The organism is Pandoraea anhela, assembly GCF_902459655.1.
Taxonomy (GTDB): domain Bacteria; phylum Pseudomonadota; class Gammaproteobacteria; order Burkholderiales; family Burkholderiaceae; genus Pandoraea; species Pandoraea anhela.
The window spans coordinates 23,654-41,963 of the sequence record NZ_CABPSB010000004.1 but is presented as its reverse complement, the minus strand read 5'-3'; the positions used below and the strand labels follow the sequence as shown (position 1 = coordinate 41,963).

Genomic DNA, 18,310 nt, shown 5'->3' with positions numbered 1-18,310 from the left:
AGTAACTTATGAGCAACAAAGGGCAACTTCTACAAGACCCGTTTCTGAACGCCTTGCGTAAGGAGCATGTTCCCGTCTCGATCTATCTGGTCAACGGTATTAAGCTGCAGGGAAACATCGAGTCGTTCGACCAGTATGTCGTCCTGCTGCGCAACACGGTCACCCAAATGGTCTACAAGCACGCCATTTCGACGGTCGTTCCTGCGCGTCCGGTGAATTTCCATCCGGAAGCCGAGCAGTCCTGATTCAGGCTCGCCCGACCGGGAGTGTCTCCGGCCGGGCGAATTTATCTTCCCCATCGCCCGCTCTTGTCCAACAGTCCCAACACCCATTCCCAGCGTAGCTTGACCACCAACGCCGCGCTCGTCGGCATCGATTTCGGCAAACTCGATTTCGACGCCAGTCTCCAGGAACTCGACCTTCTGACGCAATCCGCAGGCGCCACGCCTGTCGTGACCATTACCGGTCGCCGCCATAGCCCTGATGCCAAGCTATTCATTGGCAGCGGCAAAGCGGAAGAACTGCGTGAAGCGATTGCCGAATTCGACGTCGAACTGGTGATTTTCAACCACGCGTTGACACCCGGTCAGCAGCGTAACCTCGAACACCTGTTGCAACGCCGTGTGGTGGACCGCACCAGTTTGATTCTCGATATCTTCGCCCAACGTGCGAAGAGTCATGAGGGCAAGTTGCAGGTCGAACTCGCGCAGTTGCAGTATTTGTCCACGCGCCTGGTGCGCGCCTGGACTCACTTGGAGCGTCAGAAGGGCGGTATCGGTCTGCGCGGGCCGGGTGAGACGCAGCTGGAGACGGACCGTCGTCTGCTCGGGGAGCGGGTGAAGTCGCTCAAAGTCCGGCTCGAGAAGCTCCAGCGTCAGCACGACACGCAGCGCCGCGCGCGTCAGCGCAGCGGCACGATGTCGATTTCGCTCGTGGGCTATACCAACGCCGGCAAATCCACGCTGTTCAATGCGATGACGAAGGCCAACGCCTACGCCGCCGATCAGCTGTTCGCCACGCTCGATACGACATCGCGCCGTGTTTATCTTGGCGAGGTGGGGAACATCGTGCTGTCCGATACTGTCGGATTTATCCGCGAGTTGCCTCACCAATTGGTGGCGGCATTCCGGGCAACCCTCGAGGAGACGGTGCACGCCGACATGCTGCTGCATGTGGTGGACGCGTCGAGTCAGGTGCGCAAGGAGCAGATGGCCGAGGTCAATGCCGTATTGGCGGAGATCGACGCGGCCGATATTCCGCAGATTCTCGTCTGGAACAAGATTGACGCAGTGCCGGAACTGGCTGCCCAAGGGCCGAGAATCGAGCGGGACGAAGGCGGGCGTATCACGCGCGTCTTTTTGAGCGCACGTACCGGTGAGGGGTTGGACCTGCTGCGCGAGGCCATCAGCGAGGCGGTCGTGGCCGGCACTGGTGGGTTACAATCGCAGCACGAAGCGCCCGATGTCCGGCTCATCGACCGTTGGGATGATGTGCCGCGCGCAGAAGACAGATAACACGAGACGTCGCACCGCGGCGGGCGGGTTGCCCCGGGGAATACCGGCAGCACGATCCGACGCGGGTGACGAACTGGCAAGAGACTAGACGGAGGCCGGGTAAGGCCGCCGATCGGCAAACCAGATTCGGGAACCACGCGCGAACCGGCAAGATGCGTGCTCCGATGCGAGGCGCGCCGGTCGCAACGCCCAACCCGCTTCAGTCACCACGCTTCTACCTATGCTTCCAAGAGCTTTGATGCGACGAGTTGGCTTGATTTTCTCCCTGAACGACCCGCGCTGGGGGCGGGACGGCGGTGGCGATACGCCGTCCGGCAATCAGGAGCCGAACCGCCCTGATCGGGCGAATACACCGAATTCGCAAGATCAGAAGGAGCCGCCGCGCGGACCGCAAGGTCCGCAGCAGGACGGTCCGCCCGATCTCGACGAACTGTGGCGCGATTTCAATCGCCGCCTGAACCGTATCTTCGGCCGTAAAAACGGCGGGGGCGGCAATGGCGGGTCGAGCAACTTCTCCGGCGGCTCGCGTGGCTCGGGTATCGGTGTGGGCGTCGTCGTCGCACTCGCGTTCCTGATCTGGCTGGCGACTGGCGTGTTCATCGTCCAGGAAGGTCAGGTCGGTGTCGTCACTCAGTTCGGCAAGTACAAGTACACGACGACGTCGGGTATTCAGTGGCGTTTGCCGTACCCGTTCCAGTCGGTCGAGGTCGTCAATATGTCGCAGATCCGGTCGGTCGAAATCGGCCGCTCGAACACGATTCGCGACACCGACCTGAAAGACTCCTCGATGCTCACGGGCGACGAAAACATTATCGATGTGCGCTTCGCCGTGCAGTACCGCATCAAGGACGCGACCGAGTTCCTGTTCAATAACGTGGACGCCGAATCGTCGGTGAATCTCGCGGCGCAGACGGCGGTGCGCGAAATCGTCGGCAAGAGCAAGATGGATTTCGTGCTCTATGCCGGTCGCGAAGAGATTGCGAACGAACTCGTGACGTCGATTCAACGCATTCTCGATGGCTACAAGACGGGGATTCTCGTCACGAGCGTCACGATGCAGAGCGTTCAGCCGCCGGAGCAGGTGCAGGCGGCGTTCGACGACGCCGTGAAGGCAGGTCAGGATCTGGAGCGCGCCAAGAACGAAGCGCAGGCTTATGCCAACGACGTGATTCCGCGAGCCAAGGGTACGGCGTCGCGTCTGACGGAGGAGGCGGCGGGTTACAAGGCGCGTGTCGTGTCGCAGGCGCAGGGTGATGCCGATCGCTTCAAGTCGGTGCAGGAGGCGTATGCCAAGGCGCCGGGCGTGATCCGCGAGCGTATGTATCTCGATACGATGCAGCAGATCTATTCGCGCACCACCAAGATCATGGTGGATTCGAAGAACAACAGCCTGTTGTATTTGCCGTTGGACAAGATCATGGAGCGCACGCGTAGCGACGCGTCGACCCCGGCGCCGGCATCCGGTGCGGGTACGGGGGCGGCGGCAGGCGCGCCTGCCGCGGATGACAACAATGATGTCGACCATGATCGATCGCGCGCGGCACTGCGCAACCGCGACCGCGATTCACGCTAAGGGGATAAGCGCATGAACCGTATTGGAACCGTTATCGTCGCGCTGATCGTCTTGTTGATCGTGCTCGCCTCGACCATGTTCGTGGTGGATCAGCGCCGTTATGCCGTGGTGTTCTCGCTGGGCGAGATCAAAGATGTCTATAATCAGCCCGGCCTGAAGTTCAAGTTGCCGCCGCCGCTCCAGACCGTGCTGTATCTGGACAAGCGCATCATGACCATCGACAACCCCGAGCCGGAGCGCTTCATCACGGCCGAGAAGAAGAACCTGATCGTCGACTCGTATGTGAAGTGGCGCATCATCGATCCGCGCAAGTTCTACGTGAGCTTCAAGGGCGATAACCGCCTCGCGCAGGATCGTTTGACGCAACAGATTCGCTCGGCGTTGCAGGAAGCGTTCACCAAGCGCACGGTGACCGAAGTCGTGTCGACGCAGCGCGACCAGGTGATGCAGTGGGTCAAGCAGAAGGTGGGTGACGAAGCTGCGCAAGTCGGTATCGAAATCGTCGATGTGCGTATGCGTCGGGTGGACCTCGCCGCCGGCATCAGCGATTCGGTCTACAGCCGGATGGCGGCCGAGCGCAAGCGTGTGGCGAACGAACTGCGTTCGACGGGCGCGGCCGAAGCCGAGCAGATCCGCGCGGATGCGGACCGTCAGCGCGACGTGGTGGTTGCCGAAGCCTATGCCAAGGCCCAGCAGGTCAAGGGTGAGGGCGATGCCGCTGCTGCTAACATCTATGCGCAGGCTTTCGGTCGTGATCCGCAGTTCGCTCAGTTCTACCAGAGCCTCGAAGCGTACAAGGCGACCTTCCGTGACAAGAGGGACGTCATCATCGCCGATCCGAACAGCGATTTCTTCCGATTCATGCGCGGTTCCGGTGGTGCTGGCGCGTCGGCCGGAAAAGCGGGAAAATAACGCCTCTGACATCCGAGTAGCTGCCACCGCCCGCGTCGACGCGGGCGGTGGCGTTTTGGCCGAGTCCCCCTGTGACCAGCAGCACAATCATTCTCGCTTTCGCCCTCATGCTGATCGTCGAGGGACTGTTTCCGTTCGTCGCGCCGGACCGGTGGCGGCAAAGTTTTCGTAAAATAACGGAAATGCCGTCCGGCCAGATTCGTTTCTTCGGCCTGGCCGCCGTCTTGCTGGGGCTGATTTTGATGCTACTGGCCGATTACTAAAAGGCGCTTTCGCGCGCCGTCTGAATTCCGAAATACCCATGCCTAACTGGCTACTCCCCGAAAATATCGCCGACGTGCTGCCGTCCGAGGCGCGCAAGATCGAAGATCTGCGTCGTCTCATGCTCGATCGCTTCCGTACCTACGGCTACGAACTCGTCATGCCGCCGATGCTCGAGTATGTCGAGTCGCTGCTGACCGGCACCGGCCACGACCTCGACCTGCGCACGTTCAAGCTGGTCGACCAGCTCTCGGGGCGTACCATGGGCCTTCGCGCCGATATCACCCCGCAGATCGCCCGTATCGACGCCCACTTACTGAACCGCAAAGGGGTGACGCGCCTGTGCTATGCCGGCAGTGTGCTGTTCACCCGTCCGCGCAATCTGCTTGCGACGCGTGAGCCGTTCCAGATCGGTGCCGAAATCTTCGGTCATAGCGGTCTGGAAGCCGATCTCGAGATTCAGGAGTTGCTGCTGTTCTGCCTGCAATTGGCTGGTCTGAAGCAGATTCGTATCGATCTTTGTCATGCGGGCGTGCTGGAAGCCTTGCTTGAAGGCGTGCCGGCGGCTGAGGCCATCGAGAGCCAATTGTTCGGGGCGCTGGCGACCAAGGATGTCCCGCAATTGCAGGAACTGACGTGCGATCTTCCCGAGCATGTTCGCACTGCGTTGCTGAGCTTGACAACATTGTACGGGGAACCCGCCGAGACACTGGCGCGGGCACGCAAGGTTCTGCCGGATCTGCCCGGCGTCACCTCGGCGCTGGACGACCTGGCTTACCTCGCAGCATCGCAGGGCCACGGCGGCTCTGCGGTGCTGTCGATCGATTTGGCCGATCTGCGCGGGTATCAATATCACAGCGGTGTGATGTTCGCCGCTTACGTGGATGGCATTCCCAACGCCATTGCCCGTGGCGGGCGTTACGACAAGGTCGGCCAAGCTTTCGGCCGGGATCGTCCTGCAACCGGTTTTTCGCTCGATTTGCGTGAGTTGGCAGCAATTTCGCCGGTCGAAGCGCGCAGTAATGCGATTTTGGCGCCGGCGGACGATGTGCCGGGCTTGCGTGCCAAGATTGAGAGCCTGCGCGATGCGGGCGAGGTGGTCATTCGCATGCTGCCGGGGCACGCCCAGGATTTCGAGGAATTCACGGGGGACCGCGTCCTCGTTGAAAAAGATGGCCAGTGGGTTGTGACGCCCCGGTGAATCCGCTGAAAAAAGCGGCACTCGCCTGCGCCAACACGGGTAGAATACGTTTTTAACCAAACCAACTATTGTTATGTCCGGCAATGCATTGAATCAGGGACGCAACGTCGTCGTTATCGGAACCCAATGGGGCGACGAAGGTAAGGGTAAGGTCGTCGATTGGCTGACCGATCACGCGCAAGGCGTGGTGCGTTTCCAAGGCGGGCACAATGCCGGACACACGCTCATCATCGGCGGCAAGAAGACCATTCTGCGTCTGATTCCGTCGGGCATCATGCACAAGGACGTCACGTGCTACATCGGTAACGGTGTCGTGCTGTCGCCCGAAGCGCTGTTCAAGGAAATCGAAGAACTCGAAAGCGCCGGCCTGAATGTTTGCGGCCGTCTGCGCATTTCCGAGGCCTGCACGCTGATTCTCCCGTACCACGTTGCCATCGACCAGGCGCGCGAAGCGCGCCGCGGTGCGGGTAAGATCGGCACGACCGGCCGTGGCATTGGCCCGGCGTACGAAGATAAGGTCGGTCGCCGTGCGTTGCGTGTGCAGGATCTGTTCGATCCGAAGACGTTCGCCGAACGCCTGCGCGAAAACCTCGATTACCACAACTTTGTGCTGACCCAGTATCTGGGCGCGAAGGCCGTCGATTTCCAGGAAACGCTGGACACGATGCTGAGCTATGCCGAGCGTCTGCGTCCGATGATTGCCGACGTGTCGCAGGAGCTGTACGCCGCCAACCGCGCAGGCAGCAAGCTGCTGTTCGAAGGCGCGCAAGGCACATTGCTCGACATCGATCACGGCACTTATCCGTTTGTGACCAGCAGCAACTGCGTTGCAGGCGCGGCCTCGGCTGGCGCCGGCGTCGGCCCGCAACAACTGCACTACGTGCTGGGGATCACGAAGGCTTATTGCACGCGCGTCGGTGCGGGTCCGTTCCCGAGCGAACTTTACGATGCGGACAATCCCGCCCGACAGGAAGCTATCGGTCTGCAACTGGCCACGGTCGGCAAGGAGTTCGGTTCGGTCACGGGCCGTCCGCGTCGTACGGGTTGGATGGACGCCGCTGCGCTCAAGCGCTCGATCCAGATCAACGGTGTGACGGGGCTGTGCATGACCAAGCTCGACGTGCTGGACGGTCTGGAGACGGTGCGTCTTTGCGTGGGCTACAAGATCGACGGTAAGTCGGTAGACATCCTGCCGCGCGGTGCTGTCGACGTGGGTCGCTGCGAGCCGGTTTACGAAGACTTCCCGGGCTGGTCGCAGAGCACGGTGGGTGTGACGTCGTGGGACCAGTTGCCGGTTCAGGCGCAGAATTATCTGAAGCGTATCGAAGAAGTGAGCGGTATTCCGATCGATATGGTGTCGACGGGCCCGGATCGCGACGAAACGATCCTTTTGCGTCACCCCTTCAAGCACTGAAAAACAGCAAGACTCGCAAGACACACCATGAATCAGCCCCAAAACGACGATAAGAACCTCTGGGTCTCTTGGGACGAGTACCATCGACTGATCGAGCGTCTGGCGCTCAAAGTCTATGAGTCCAACTGGAAGTTCGACAAGATCCTATGTCTGGCCCGTGGTGGGTTGCGTGTGGGCGATCAGCTCGCGCGCATCTACGACGTGCCACTCGCGATTCTGGCCACGAGTTCGTATCGGGAAGCCGAGGGCACCGTTCGCGGTGATCTCGACATCGCTCAGTACATCACCATCACCCGTGGCGAGCTGGAAGGTCGCGTGCTGTTGGTCGATGATCTGGTCGACTCGGGCGTGACGCTCGAACGCGTCGGTACACACCTGAAGGAGCGTTTCCCAAAGGTGACGGAGGTTCGCTCGGCGGTGCTCTGGCACAAGGCCTGCTCGAAGGTGGCGCCGGATTACGCAGTCGATTTTCTGCCGACGAATCCATGGATTCATCAGCCGTTCGAAGAGTACGACACACTGCGCCCGCATAATCTGTCGGCGTGGATCAAGCGCGGTACCTAAGGCAGTCTGACGAATTAGGGGGCAGTGGCAGGTTGGCGCCCTCGGTTCGGAGCCTTTCCGGACGTCGCAGGCGGTGACATCGAAAGATGCACCGCCTTTTTTGCTTTTGTGGCCTGGATCTTGTGCCTGAACGCGAGGGCGGCCGTGGTTTTCTTCTGGTCCGGGGCGGTTCCCATGACTCTTGGTGGTTTATTAAGCGGGAAAATGTCCCTTAGCTCACCGTTTCATGAGCGCCCGGCATATGGTTTGATGCGGTGAGTTTTTTTGCGAATTCTGGAGGGTGCGCCAGCAGTTTCTTCATGAGCACGTCGTTCCGCCTCATTCTCGTCATTTTCATCGCTTGCGTAGCAGGCGTGACGGTGTTGGTCAGCACGCCGGGATACGCTGCGTCCGCCGTTGCCGGCGTCCGGACTGCGAACGGACTCCGGTATCTCTATGTGACGAACCAGACGTCGATGGCAAAAGCCAAGTTGGCGGCGCTCGATCGATGCCGCCTACAGTTGGCATCGGGCAGTCGTGGCGGGCGGTGTGATGTCCTGATGGCGGGAAATGGTCCGGCATACTGGGCGGTCGTACGAGCCGGTAACGGGGAGGTCGGCGTTGCGCTTGGCGACACGCAGGAATCGGCGGTGCAGGACGCATTCGTGGTTTGCCAGCGAGGAGGCGAGCAGTGCTCGCTGGATAGCGCGCAGATATGGTTCGACAACGGTCAGCGACCTGGAAAGCGCCTGCCACCCCCTAAAGCGGCACAAGCTGCGCCGACGCAATGCCGCATACCGACAGGGCAAGTGGTGCGCATGCGCACACAATGCGTGAACGGTGAGTGCACGCGGACGTACGAGAATGGTTGCACCATTCGTTTTCAGGCGGCTCGATGTCTGGATAAAGAGACGCACAGCTACGTGTGGCGTCCCAATGGGTGTGACGACGATAGTTGATACCGCTCAATGCGCCTCACCCTGCTCGGCGGCGAATCGCGTCGTAGCACTTCGTCATCTTGCTGGCGGTTAGCTTCGTCCGGAGAGGAAATGCTTCGGTCGATCATTTCCTCTGAGCAATGAAAAACGGGCGCCGACTGTTATCGAACGCCCGTGGCGCTTCGTTACGCCTGCGCGAAAGTCGTCAGCTTGCGGACATCCCGCTATGGCGCAGCAGGGCATCGACTTGCGGTGCCCGCCCGCGGAACGCAACAAACGACTCCATCGCCTCGCGACTTCCGCCAACCGCAAGAATCTCGTCGCGGTAACGAGCGCCGGTCGTCGAATCCAGGACGGAACCGGTGGCTTTGGCGGCTTCCTCGAACGCCGAGTAAGCATCGGCGGACAGCACCTCAGCCCACTTGTAGCTGTAATACCCTGCGGCATAACCGCCGGCGAAGATATGGCTGAAGGTATTCGGCCAACGCGAAAACTCTGCCTGCGGTGTCACGTGCAGACGATCGTTGATGCGACGTGAGACCTCGAGTACGGATTCCTTGCCGCGCGGATCGAAGTCGTAATGCAGATGCATGTCGAAGTCCGAGAAGACCAACTGGCGCAGCATCATCAGACCGCTCTGGAAGTTGCGCGCTGCGATCATCTTGTCGAATAGCTCGCGCGGCAGCGCAGCGCCGGTCTCGACGTGGGCTGTCATATGTTCGAGCACATCCCATTCCCAGCAGAAGTTCTCCATGAACTGAGACGGCAATTCCACCGCGTCCCATTCCACGCCATTGATGCCCGCAACACCGGCATCTTCGACTTGCGTCAGCATGTGGTGCAGGCCGTGGCCGAATTCGTGGAACAGCGTAATGACATCGTCGTGCGGCAGCAGCGCCGGCTTGTCGCCAACCGGTGCCGGAAAATTACACACGAGATAGGCGACAGGGGTTTGCAGTGAACCATCGTGCAAACGCTTGCGCGTGCGTGCGCTGTCCATCCATGCACCGCCTCGCTTGCCTTCCCGTGCAAAGAGGTCCATGTAAAACTGCGCGACGAGTTCGCCATCGCGTTCGATGCGGAAGAAGCGCACATCCGGGTGCCATGTCTCGGCGTCCTGCGGGCGGATCGTCACGCCGAACAATGTGCCGGCGACGCGGAACAGCCCGTCGAGCACTTTGGGAAGCGGGAAATACTGGCGAACTTCCGTTTCGGAGAAGGCATAGCGTTGCTGGCGCAGCTTCTCCGACGCGTAGGCGGTGTCCCATGGTTGCAACTGATCAATGCCGAGCGATTTGGCGGCAAAGGCCTGGAGTTCTTTCCAGTCCTGCTCGGCATAGGGACGCGCGCGGCGCGCGAGGTCTTCAAGGAACTCCAGGACCTGCGCCGGCGACTCGGCCATCTTGGGTTCGAGAGACACCTCCGCGTAGTTCTTGAAGCCAAGCATTTGTGCTTCTTCGCGACGCAGAGCCAACTGCTCGACGACGATGCCCGTGTTATCCCATTCGGCCTCACCGTCACCAAACTTGGGGCCGAGTTCGGAGGCACGAGTCACGTTGGCTCGATACAGCTTCTCGCGCAGAGCGCGATTGTCTGCGTACTGAAGGACCGGGAAATACGACGGGAAATGCAGTGTGAACTTCCAGCCTTCAACGCCATCGCGTTCCGCAGCGGCGCGTGCGGCAGCCTTGTCGTCATCGGGCAGGCCAGCGATTTCCTGCTCGTCGGTGACGACGAGGGAAAACTTATTCGTCGCGTCGAGCACGTGATCGGAGAAACGCTTGGCCAGGCCAGCTTGTTCTTCCTGAATCTCCGCAAATCGAGGTTTTTGGTCCTCGGGGAGTTCTGCGCCGCCCAGACGGAACCCACGCATCTCGTTGTCGAGAATCTTCTTGCGGGCAGGCGAGAGCCCGGCGAATTCCGGTCCGGCTGCGATCGCCTTGTACTTTTCGAATAGCGCCAGATTCTGACCAACGCTCGCCGAAAACTCCGTCACGCGAGGCAAATTTTCGCTATACGCGGCGCGCAACTCGGGCGTATCTGCGACAGCGTTGAGGTGTCCGATGATCTCCCACGCGCGGCCCAGACCTTCGGTGCCGTCTTCCACGGCGTCAAGAATGTTGGCCCATGTCGCCGGCGTGGCCGGATCCGCTGCCCGGTCCACCGCAACGCGTGCTTGCTCAAGCAGCACGTCGATAGCAGGTGTCACGTGCTCCGGGCGGATATCGGCAAAACGCGGGAGTCCTTCGAGGTCGAGAAGAGGATTGGTTTGCGGCGTATTCATGCGTTCGTTATCCACTTGAAGGGGCGTAGGAAGAGTGTGGGGGCAACCTGTCGAATTTTCCAGTCGTTTTTTTCAACCGGGTCGATTGGTGGTGATATGTGTGGAAATCCCGAGGATCCTTGTCCTGCATGGAGTTTCGGTGCGTTAGACGCGCGGATGGCGAAGATGGAAGTGCAATTTGTCACGCGTCACAGACAGGTTTTTCAGTAGGTTCCGATGTCTAAGTCGGTAAATTCGTTCCTTGATCGTTGCATGAGGCGGTTGCATCGTGTGGCGTGGCCCCAAATGACAAGGGCGCGCACGACCTGTCGGCCATGCGCGCCCCGAGGCGCTCAAGATGTCGGCGTTCTAGCGATCGTGTCGATCAGCCCAGTGCGCGTTCCGCTGCCTCGATGGTATTGACGAGGAGCATGGTGATCGTCATCGGACCGACCCCGCCGGGAACCGGCGTGATGAAGCCCGCGACGTCCTTGACGCCGTGGAAGTCGACATCGCCGCACAGCTTGCCTTCGTCGTCACGATTCATGCCGACATCGATGACGGCAGCGCCCGGCTTGACCATGTCTGCGGTGACGATATTGCGCTTGCCCACGGCGGCGACGATCACGTCGGCATTACGTGTATGGGCAGCCAGATCGCGCGTCTTGCTGTTACAGATCGTGACGGTGGCGCCTGCCTGAAGCAACATCATGGCCATCGGCTTGCCGACGATGTTCGACGCACCAATCACCACGGCGACGGCGCCGCGCAGCGGGAATTCCACGGATTCGAGCATTTTCATGCAGCCATACGGCGTGCACGGACGGAAAAGCGGTGCCCCGGTCATGAGTGCGCCGGCGTTCGATACGTGGAAACCATCGACATCTTTTTCCGGCGCAATGGCTTCGAGCACTTTGTGGCTGTCGATGTGTTTCGGCAGCGGCAGTTGCACGAGAATGCCGTTGATCTTCGGATCGCGGTTCAGTTCATCGATGCGGGCGAGCAGGGCGCTTTCCGTCAGATCGGCCGGATAGCGGTCGAGCGACGAGTACAGGCCATTGTCTTCGCAAGCTTTGACCTTGTTGCGCACGTAAACCTGGCTCGCAGGGTCGTCGCCGACGAGGACCACGGCGAGGCCGGGTTGATGGCCGCGGGCAGTGAGAGCAGCGGCGCGCGTAGCAACTTCGGCGCGAATGCGTTTAGCGAGGGCGTTGCCGTCGATGAGGGTGGCGGTCATGATGCGTGGATGTCGTATGAAGGATGGGGGCTGGCCAGCAGGCCGGATGCAGCAGCGCCAGTCAGGCGGGTGACATGCGCGAAGACCGTATTATAGCGGCGCGGCGAAGCCGACGGGAGAGCGCGGTTGGGCAAAGGCGCCCGCGCGAACGAGAAGACGCGACGGGCAGTAGGCGTGCCCGTCGGCGCTGGCGAATCAGGCGCCGCTCAGTGAATGAGCGCGGCGCGAGTCGTGCAAAAGCGGCAATGCCAGTGACTCGCTCAGGGGCGAGGTGCGCCGCTCGATCGTTTGGACAACGCGAGGCGAAGCAGGTCGGCAACGGTGTTGACGTTCAGCTTCTCCATGATATTGGCCCGGTGCGCTTCGACCGTCTTAATGCTGATACCGAGATCGTCGGCAATTTGCTTGTTAAGACGGCCGGCGATGATGCGCTCCAACACTTGGTGCTCACGGCTGGTGAGTTTGCGCAGCAGTTCCTCGGCCGCTTGCTGTTCGCGATGGCTGCTGGCTTCCTGGCGGGCCTTCGACAGCATCTTCTCGACTTGCAAACGAAGGTCGGCTTCGTCGAACGGCTTCTCGATGAAATCCATCGCGCCTTTCTTCATCGTCTCGACGGCCATCGGCACGTCGCCGTGCCCGGTCACGAAGATGATCGGAAGATTGACGTTCAACTCGATCAGGGCGTCCTGAAGTTCCAGGCCGCTCATGTCCGGCATGCGTACGTCCAGAATCAGGCAGCCGAACAGATTGTTGGGCCGATTGCTTTGGATAACTTCTTTGCAGAAAGTAAGAAACTCTTCTGCACTGCCATACCCTCGCACATGATAGCCGTTCGCTTCCAAAAGCCAGCGAAGCGAGTCGCGGACAGCCTCGTCGTCATCGACGATAAAGACGGTTTCTTGATCGGTACTGATATTGGGTGTCGTCATAGTCCTCCCCCGGATCCGGATGTCGTATCGCTTTCTAACGGTAACAGAATACAAAAAGTACAACCATTCCGCACGCCGTCGATCTCATTGTTTTCTACCCACAGACGGCCGTGATGCGATTCGATGATCGAACGGCAAATATTCAGGCCCATGCCCATGCCGTCCGACTTGGTACTAAAGAACGGTTCAAACAGTCGTTCGATAGTGGCTTCGTCGACGCCGGGTCCGTGATCGGACACCTGGAATTCGACGGATTTGTCACGCCGTTCCACATGCAGGCGCACGATCGGGTCGCGTCGCTGGCCCGGTGGCGGTGTGTAGCCGTGCATGGCCTCCGCTGCGTTTTTGAGCAGGTTCATCAGGACCTGTTCGATCAGCACCGGGTCGACGTTGATCTGTGGCAGTCCTGCCGGAAGCTCCGTGACGATGCGAATGCGACGTTTGCGTGCTTCGATTTCCGCCAAGCCGACCGCGTCCGCCACAATCTCATAAATGGATGACGGCTGACGTTTCGGTTCACTACGTTTTACGAACGCGCGAATCCGTTTGATGATCATGCCAGCACGGACTGCTTGCTGCGAGGTTTTTTCGAGTGCGGGCAGCAGGGTTTCCGGCGATGTGCGTCCGGCACGCACCAGGGCGGCGGTACCCATGCAGTAATTGTTGATGGCGGCGAGCGGCTGATTCAATTCATGCGCGAGGGACGATGCCATTTCCCCCATCGTCGTCAGACGGCCCGTAAATTGCAGGCGTTCTTCCTCTTGACGCGCCAACTCTTCCGCATGGCGTCGCGCCGTGATGTCAGTCGCCACTTGCAACTGTGCCAAATGACCGTCCACCCATTGGATGTATTGACGTCGGACTTCGAACCATTTTTGGTGGGTCGGCAGGTAGATTTCCTGCGTGTCCGCCGCCGTATCGGTCAACGAGGCGGCGGGCAGGCCGGCAAACGCATCGACCATATCGATGTGATCGAGCGACGTTGGCGAGAGTTCGCCTCCGCCCGACAATTCGAGATGACCTTCCGGACGCGTGCCGAACAACTGCCGGTAATAGCGATTCGCAAAGAGCAATTCTGCTTTGTCGACGGCGAGCACCGACACCGAGGCGTCAAGACTCTCGAGCACCGTCGTGAAGCGCTCGTGGGCCGCGGCCAGTTCCTCGCGTGCCCGTTTCGGTTCGCTGATATCGGTAAGCGACGACATCCAGCCGGTCTGACGGCCATGGGCGTCCACGAGCGGCGAGACGAACATGCGGGCGTAGAAGATCGTGCCGTCCTTGCGTTGCACGCGGATTTCAAAGCCGTGGGACGGTGCCTTGCCGCGCAGCGTCATATCGATGCGACGCTGCATTTCGTGAATGTCGTCCTTGGGCCAGTACGGATAGGGCGGCGCACGGTTCATGAGGTCCGGCTCGTCCCAGCCCGTCATGCGGCAAAAGGCCGGATTCACGTAGGTAATATGACCCTGAAGGTCGAGCACTCGCATGCCGATCACGATGGAATTTTCCATCGCCCGACGGAATGACGTCTCGTTGAAAAGCGCCTGTTGCGCCTCGAATCGCTGGCGAGTGTGCCGCCATAGACTCCAAAGGCTCCAGAGCACGAAACAGGACAGGCCGGCGATCAACCACACGAGCGTGTTGTTGACGAAGTTGCCGACCGCCGGATACGAGTAAATCCGGACCGCCAGACTGTGCCCCGGCGGGTCGAGCAGCAATTCGTAAGAGACGTCGCGAGGCAGCGGGGGCCGGGTCGAGGTCGTCGCCAACTCGTTGTTATGCGTGTCGATGAACGACACCTTGAATTTGTCGCCCAGTTCCTGCGGCAGTTCGTGAATCAACAACCCTTCGACCGAATACACTGCGCTGATGGTGCCGAGGAATTCCCGCTCCCGCAGAACGGGCACCTGAACGACGATGTAACTCGCACCGGACGCGTCGTAGATCAACGTGGAATAGGCCGAACGGCGTGAATCGCGTGCCGCGCGAAACGCCACCAATAGTTCGTCCTCCATCGGATGCTGTGCCGAGCCCTGGAGGCGCGAGGCGAAGGGGGCGTCCGCAGGCACCGCCCACTTCGGCCGTTGCGACGCGTCGAGCCAGTTCATGAAGACGATGTCCGCATGGTTCTGCATCAACTCGCTCGCCGTGTTCTTGAAGTGCGCGATGTCCTGCGGTCTGGCCGCCGTGTCGCGCGCAAGGGAACTGATCTGGTCCTGAATGGCCAGCATATTGAGGCGAATCTGCTGCTGCGCCCACGCGACGTTGCGATAAAGCGTGTCCTGCTGCTGCTCCGTTTCCCGGCGATTCAGGCTCCAAAGGATCAAACTCATCACGACGAGGAAGATCACAATGGAGACCAGCGGCACCAGCAAGTAGTAGTGCGACTCCGCGAACCCCTGCAACCAACGGTTGGAGCGGGCTGGCGAAGCAGCGGACCGGGACGGCGGGGAGGAGTTTGCGAGGCGTGGCGAAAGCATGGCGAGATTGTAGCGCAGGCCGGCCGGTTTCCCTCTGTCACAGTCGGTCGATAGCTGCTTTTCGGAAGTGTCCGATCTTTTCGGTAAGACTGCCGCTCAAAGTCCCCCTGAGACCGATCGGTACGCCTGCAAACCGTGATCTGATGGTGTCGGCAACCCATTGATTTTATGTGCACTGCAGCAGAATTCCGCATTGTGAAAATTGCTATCGTAATCTGAAATTTCGCTTGCGAAGGCGGGAACAACCTTCGTACAATGCCCCGGTAAAAATGCCGGTAGGCCCGTCCATGAAGCGGGTTACGACCATTACGCCAACCCGCTAGCGACAGACAAGGAGACACCATGTCCGCCGTACCTGAAGAAGCCCTGAAGATCGTATCCCCTGCGGACGCCGATCCCCAAGAAACGCAAGAATGGCTGGCCTCGCTCGAAGGCGTGCTGGCTGCAGAAGGCCCGGAGCGCGCGCATTACCTGCTCGAGAAACTGATCGAGTTCGCTCGCATCAACGGTGAGCATCACCCGTTCTCGGCAAACACCCCCTACATCAACACCATCCCCGTCGACCAGCAAGCCCGTATTCCGGGCGATCAGGACGTCGAGCACACGATCCGCTCGTACACCCGCTGGAATGCGATCGCGATGGTGCTGCGTGCCGGCAAGGACACGAACGTCGGCGGTCACATCGCCTCGTTCGCCTCGGCTGCAACGCTTTACGACGTTGGTTTCAACCATTTCTGGCATGCGCCGTCCGACAAGCACGGTGGCGACCTGGTGTTCGTTCAGGGTCACTCGTCGCCGGGCGTCTATAGCCGCGCGTTCCTGCTGGGCCGTCTGGAGATGACTCAGCTTGAGAACTTTCGTCAGGAAGTGGACGGCGGCGGTCTGTCGTCGTACCCGCACCCGTGGCTGATGCCGGACTTCTGGCAATTCCCGACGGTGTCGATGGGCCTGGGTCCGATCATGGCGATCTACCAGGCGCGTTTCATGAAGTATCTGGAGTCGCGTTCCATCGTGAAGACCGAAGGCCGCAAGGTCTGGGCGTTCCTCGGCGATGGTGAAACGGACGAGCCGGAATCGCTGGGCGCTATCGGCATGGCCGGTCGCGAGCAGCTCGACAACCTCGTATTCGTGATCAACTGTAACCTGCAGCGTCTGGATGGCCCGGTGCGCGGTAACGGCAAGATCATTCAGGAACTCGAGTCGGAATTCCGCGGCGCGGGCTGGAACGTCATCAAGGTGATCTGGGGCAGCCGCTGGGATTCGCTGCTCGCCCGCGATAAGCAGGGCTTGCTGATGAAGCGCATGATGGAGTGCGTGGACGGCGAATATCAGACCTACAAGTCGAAAGACGGTGCCTACGTTCGCGAGCATTTCTTCAACACGCCGGCACTCAAGGCGATGGTGGCCGACTGGTCGGACGAAGACATCTGGTCGCTGAATCGTGGTGGTCACGATCCGCACAAGATCTACGCCGCATATCAGGCCGCCACGACCCACAAGGGGCAGCCGACTGTCATTCTGGCCAAGACCATCAAGGGCTATGGCATGGGCGAGGCCGGTCAGGCGATGAACATCACCCACCAGCAGAAGAAAATGCCGGTGGAGTCGCTCAAGAAGTTCCGCGATCAGTTCAAGTTGCCGATTTCGGACGATCAGATTGCCGACGTGCCGTACCTCAAGTTCGAGGAAGGTTCGAAGGAACTGGAATACATGCGCGCTCGCCGTATGGAGCTGGGCGGCTACCTCCCGCAGCGCCGTACCAAGGCGGCCTCGCTGCCGGTGCCGGCACTCAATGCGTTCGACGCACTGCTCAAGGCGACTGCCGAAGGCCGTGAGATTTCGACGACGATGGCGTTCGTGCGTATTCTCAACGTGCTGCTCAAGGACAAGGCGCTGGGGCAGCGTATCGTGCCGATCGTGCCTGATGAGTCGCGCACCTTCGGTATGGAAGGTCTGTTCCGTCAGATCGGTATCTGGAGCCAGGTCGGCCAGCGCTACATCCCGCAGGATCAGGACCAGTTGATGTTCTACAAGGAATCTGAAAACGGTCAGATTCTGCAGGAGGGCATTAATGAAGCCGGTGGTATGTGCGACTGGATCGCTGCCGCGACGTCGTATTCGACGCACGGCGAGACGATGATCCCGTTCTACATCTTCTACTCGATGTTCGGCTTCCAACGGATCGGCGATCTGGCCTGGGCCGCCGGCGACATGCGCGCTCGTGGCTTCCTCGTGGGTGGCACGGCCGGCCGTACGACCCTGAACGGCGAAGGCCTCCAGCACGAAGACGGTCACTCGCTGCTGTGGGCGTCGTCGATCCCGAACTGCCTGCCGTACGATCCGACGTTCGCCTATGAACTCGCTGTGATCGTGCAGGACGGCCTGCGTCGTATGGTGCAGGATCAGGAGGATGTGTACTACTACCTGACCGTGATGAACGAGAACTACGCCCACCCGGCCATGCCGGAAGGCGTGGAGCAGGACATTCTGAAGGGGATGTACTCGTTCCGTCGCGGTACGGACGACAGCAAGGCGCCGCGCGTGCAACTGCTGGGTTCGGGCACGATCTTCAATGAAGTGCTTGCTGCCGCGGAAATGCTCAAGAACGATTGGGGCGTCGAATCGGATCTGTGGAGCTGCCCGAGCTTCACCGAACTGGCCCGCGAAGGCAACGACGTGGCACGCCACAATCTGCTGCACCCGACCGAAACGGCTCGCCTGTCGCACGTCGAAAAGTGCCTCAACGAAACGCGTGGCCCGGTCATCGCATCGACCGACTACATCCGTACGTACGCAGACCAGATTCGCCCGTTCGTTCGTGGCCGTTACGTTGTCCTCGGCACCGACGGTTATGGTCGCTCGGACACGCGTGAGAAGCTGCGTCACTTCTTCGAGGTGGATCGTAACTGGGTCACGGTCGCTGCCCTCAAGGCACTGGCCGACGAAGGCACGCTGCCGGCGAGCAAGGTTGCCGAAGCGATCGCCAAGTACAACCTGGATCCGAATAAACCCAACCCGATGACCGTCTAAAGGCCGCTGCATGCA

Annotated in this window: 13 protein-coding genes and 1 pseudogene; 10 read left to right on the top strand and 4 right to left on the bottom strand. The window is 60.3% G+C overall.

All coding sequences use genetic code 11. The annotated features are described in order from the left end of the window. Positions 1-8 precede the first annotated feature (8 nt). The 9 genes and pseudogenes from hfq to PAN31108_RS07465 all read left to right on the top strand — a co-directional run bounded on the left by hfq (position 9) and on the right by PAN31108_RS07465 (position 8,377). Positions 9-245, top strand: a complete 237-nt coding sequence (gene hfq / locus PAN31108_RS07505) for an RNA chaperone Hfq (RefSeq protein ID WP_010807283.1) — start codon at positions 9-11, stop codon at positions 243-245. Between the two features lie 99 nt (positions 246-344). Then, positions 345-1,424 (top strand): annotated as a pseudogene (hflX, locus tag PAN31108_RS07500) (GTPase HflX); the annotation flags it as partial. Positions 1,425-1,767: 343 nt separating this feature from the next. Further along, complete coding sequence (hflK, locus tag PAN31108_RS07495; RefSeq protein WP_150668267.1) at positions 1,768-3,087, top strand: FtsH protease activity modulator HflK; 1,320 nt, start codon at positions 1,768-1,770, stop codon at positions 3,085-3,087. A 12-nt stretch (positions 3,088-3,099) separates the two neighbouring features. Further along, positions 3,100-3,999 carry a protease modulator HflC gene (gene hflC / locus PAN31108_RS07490; RefSeq protein ID WP_150668266.1) on the top strand — a complete coding sequence of 300 codons (900 nt, stop codon included), beginning with the start codon at positions 3,100-3,102 and terminating at the stop codon, positions 3,997-3,999. A 71-nt stretch (positions 4,000-4,070) separates the two neighbouring features. After that, entirely contained in the window at positions 4,071-4,262 is a 192-nt protein-coding gene (locus PAN31108_RS07485; RefSeq protein ID WP_150668265.1) for a DUF2065 domain-containing protein, read from the top strand. A 38-nt stretch (positions 4,263-4,300) separates the two neighbouring features. Then, positions 4,301-5,461: an ATP phosphoribosyltransferase regulatory subunit gene (locus tag PAN31108_RS07480; RefSeq protein ID WP_150668264.1), complete on the top strand. Its 1,161-nt coding sequence runs from the start codon at positions 4,301-4,303 to the stop codon at positions 5,459-5,461. 73 nt (positions 5,462-5,534) lie between these two features. Continuing rightward, positions 5,535-6,875, top strand: a complete 1,341-nt coding sequence (locus PAN31108_RS07475; RefSeq protein ID WP_150668263.1) for an adenylosuccinate synthase — start codon at positions 5,535-5,537, stop codon at positions 6,873-6,875. A gap of 27 nt (positions 6,876-6,902) precedes the next feature. Continuing rightward, positions 6,903-7,439 carry a phosphoribosyltransferase gene (locus PAN31108_RS07470; protein WP_150668262.1) on the top strand — a complete coding sequence of 179 codons (537 nt, stop codon included), beginning with the start codon at positions 6,903-6,905 and terminating at the stop codon, positions 7,437-7,439. 299 nt (positions 7,440-7,738) lie between these two features. Continuing rightward, entirely contained in the window at positions 7,739-8,377 is a 639-nt protein-coding gene (locus PAN31108_RS07465; RefSeq protein ID WP_150668261.1) for a DUF4189 domain-containing protein, read from the top strand. A gap of 184 nt (positions 8,378-8,561) precedes the next feature. Here PAN31108_RS07465 and PAN31108_RS07460 read toward each other — a convergent pair whose 3' ends face one another. The 4 genes from PAN31108_RS07460 to PAN31108_RS07445 all read right to left on the bottom strand — a co-directional run bounded on the left by PAN31108_RS07460 (position 8,562) and on the right by PAN31108_RS07445 (position 15,265). Beyond that, entirely contained in the window at positions 8,562-10,640 is a 2,079-nt protein-coding gene (locus tag PAN31108_RS07460) for a M3 family metallopeptidase (RefSeq protein ID WP_150668260.1), read from the bottom strand. A 364-nt stretch (positions 10,641-11,004) separates the two neighbouring features. After that, positions 11,005-11,856, bottom strand: a complete 852-nt coding sequence (folD, locus tag PAN31108_RS07455) for a bifunctional methylenetetrahydrofolate dehydrogenase/methenyltetrahydrofolate cyclohydrolase FolD (protein WP_150668259.1) — start codon at positions 11,854-11,856, stop codon at positions 11,005-11,007. A 260-nt stretch (positions 11,857-12,116) separates the two neighbouring features. Beyond that, the gene (locus tag PAN31108_RS07450; protein ID WP_150668258.1) at positions 12,117-12,785 is read right to left on the bottom strand and encodes a response regulator transcription factor; all 669 of its coding nucleotides are present in this window, start codon (positions 12,783-12,785) and stop codon (positions 12,117-12,119) included. Further along, on the bottom strand, positions 12,782-15,265 hold the full coding sequence (locus PAN31108_RS07445) for a PAS domain-containing sensor histidine kinase (protein WP_246183831.1): 2,484 nt from the start codon (positions 15,263-15,265) through the stop codon (positions 12,782-12,784). The genes PAN31108_RS07450 and PAN31108_RS07445 overlap by 4 nt, the downstream gene beginning before the upstream one ends. A gap of 342 nt (positions 15,266-15,607) precedes the next feature. On the opposite strand from PAN31108_RS07445, the gene aceE reads away from it, so the two are divergent. Next, entirely contained in the window at positions 15,608-18,295 is a 2,688-nt protein-coding gene (gene aceE, locus PAN31108_RS07440; RefSeq protein ID WP_150668257.1) for a pyruvate dehydrogenase (acetyl-transferring), homodimeric type, read from the top strand. Positions 18,296-18,310: the final 15 nt, after the last annotated feature.

Bases quoted from the DNA above. Each gene is read 5' to 3' on its own strand.
- PAN31108_RS07465 (WP_150668261.1), top strand. From the start codon at position 7,739: ATGAGCACGTCGTTCCGCCTCATTCTCGTCATTTTCATCGCTTGCGTA.
- PAN31108_RS07460 (WP_150668260.1), bottom strand. From the start codon at position 10,640: ATGAATACGCCGCAAACCAATCCTCTTCTCGACCTCGAAGGACTCCCG.
- PAN31108_RS07475 (WP_150668263.1), top strand. From the start codon at position 5,535: ATGTCCGGCAATGCATTGAATCAGGGACGCAACGTCGTCGTTATCGGA.
- hfq (WP_010807283.1), top strand. From the start codon at position 9: ATGAGCAACAAAGGGCAACTTCTACAAGACCCGTTTCTGAACGCCTTG.
- folD (WP_150668259.1), bottom strand. From the start codon at position 11,856: ATGACCGCCACCCTCATCGACGGCAACGCCCTCGCTAAACGCATTCGC.
- aceE (WP_150668257.1), top strand. From the start codon at position 15,608: ATGTCCGCCGTACCTGAAGAAGCCCTGAAGATCGTATCCCCTGCGGAC.
- hflC (WP_150668266.1), top strand. From the start codon at position 3,100: ATGAACCGTATTGGAACCGTTATCGTCGCGCTGATCGTCTTGTTGATC.
- PAN31108_RS07470 (WP_150668262.1), top strand. From the start codon at position 6,903: ATGAATCAGCCCCAAAACGACGATAAGAACCTCTGGGTCTCTTGGGAC.
- PAN31108_RS07450 (WP_150668258.1), bottom strand. From the start codon at position 12,785: ATGACGACACCCAATATCAGTACCGATCAAGAAACCGTCTTTATCGTC.
- PAN31108_RS07480 (WP_150668264.1), top strand. From the start codon at position 4,301: ATGCCTAACTGGCTACTCCCCGAAAATATCGCCGACGTGCTGCCGTCC.
- PAN31108_RS07445 (WP_246183831.1), bottom strand. From the start codon at position 15,265: ATGCTTTCGCCACGCCTCGCAAACTCCTCCCCGCCGTCCCGGTCCGCT.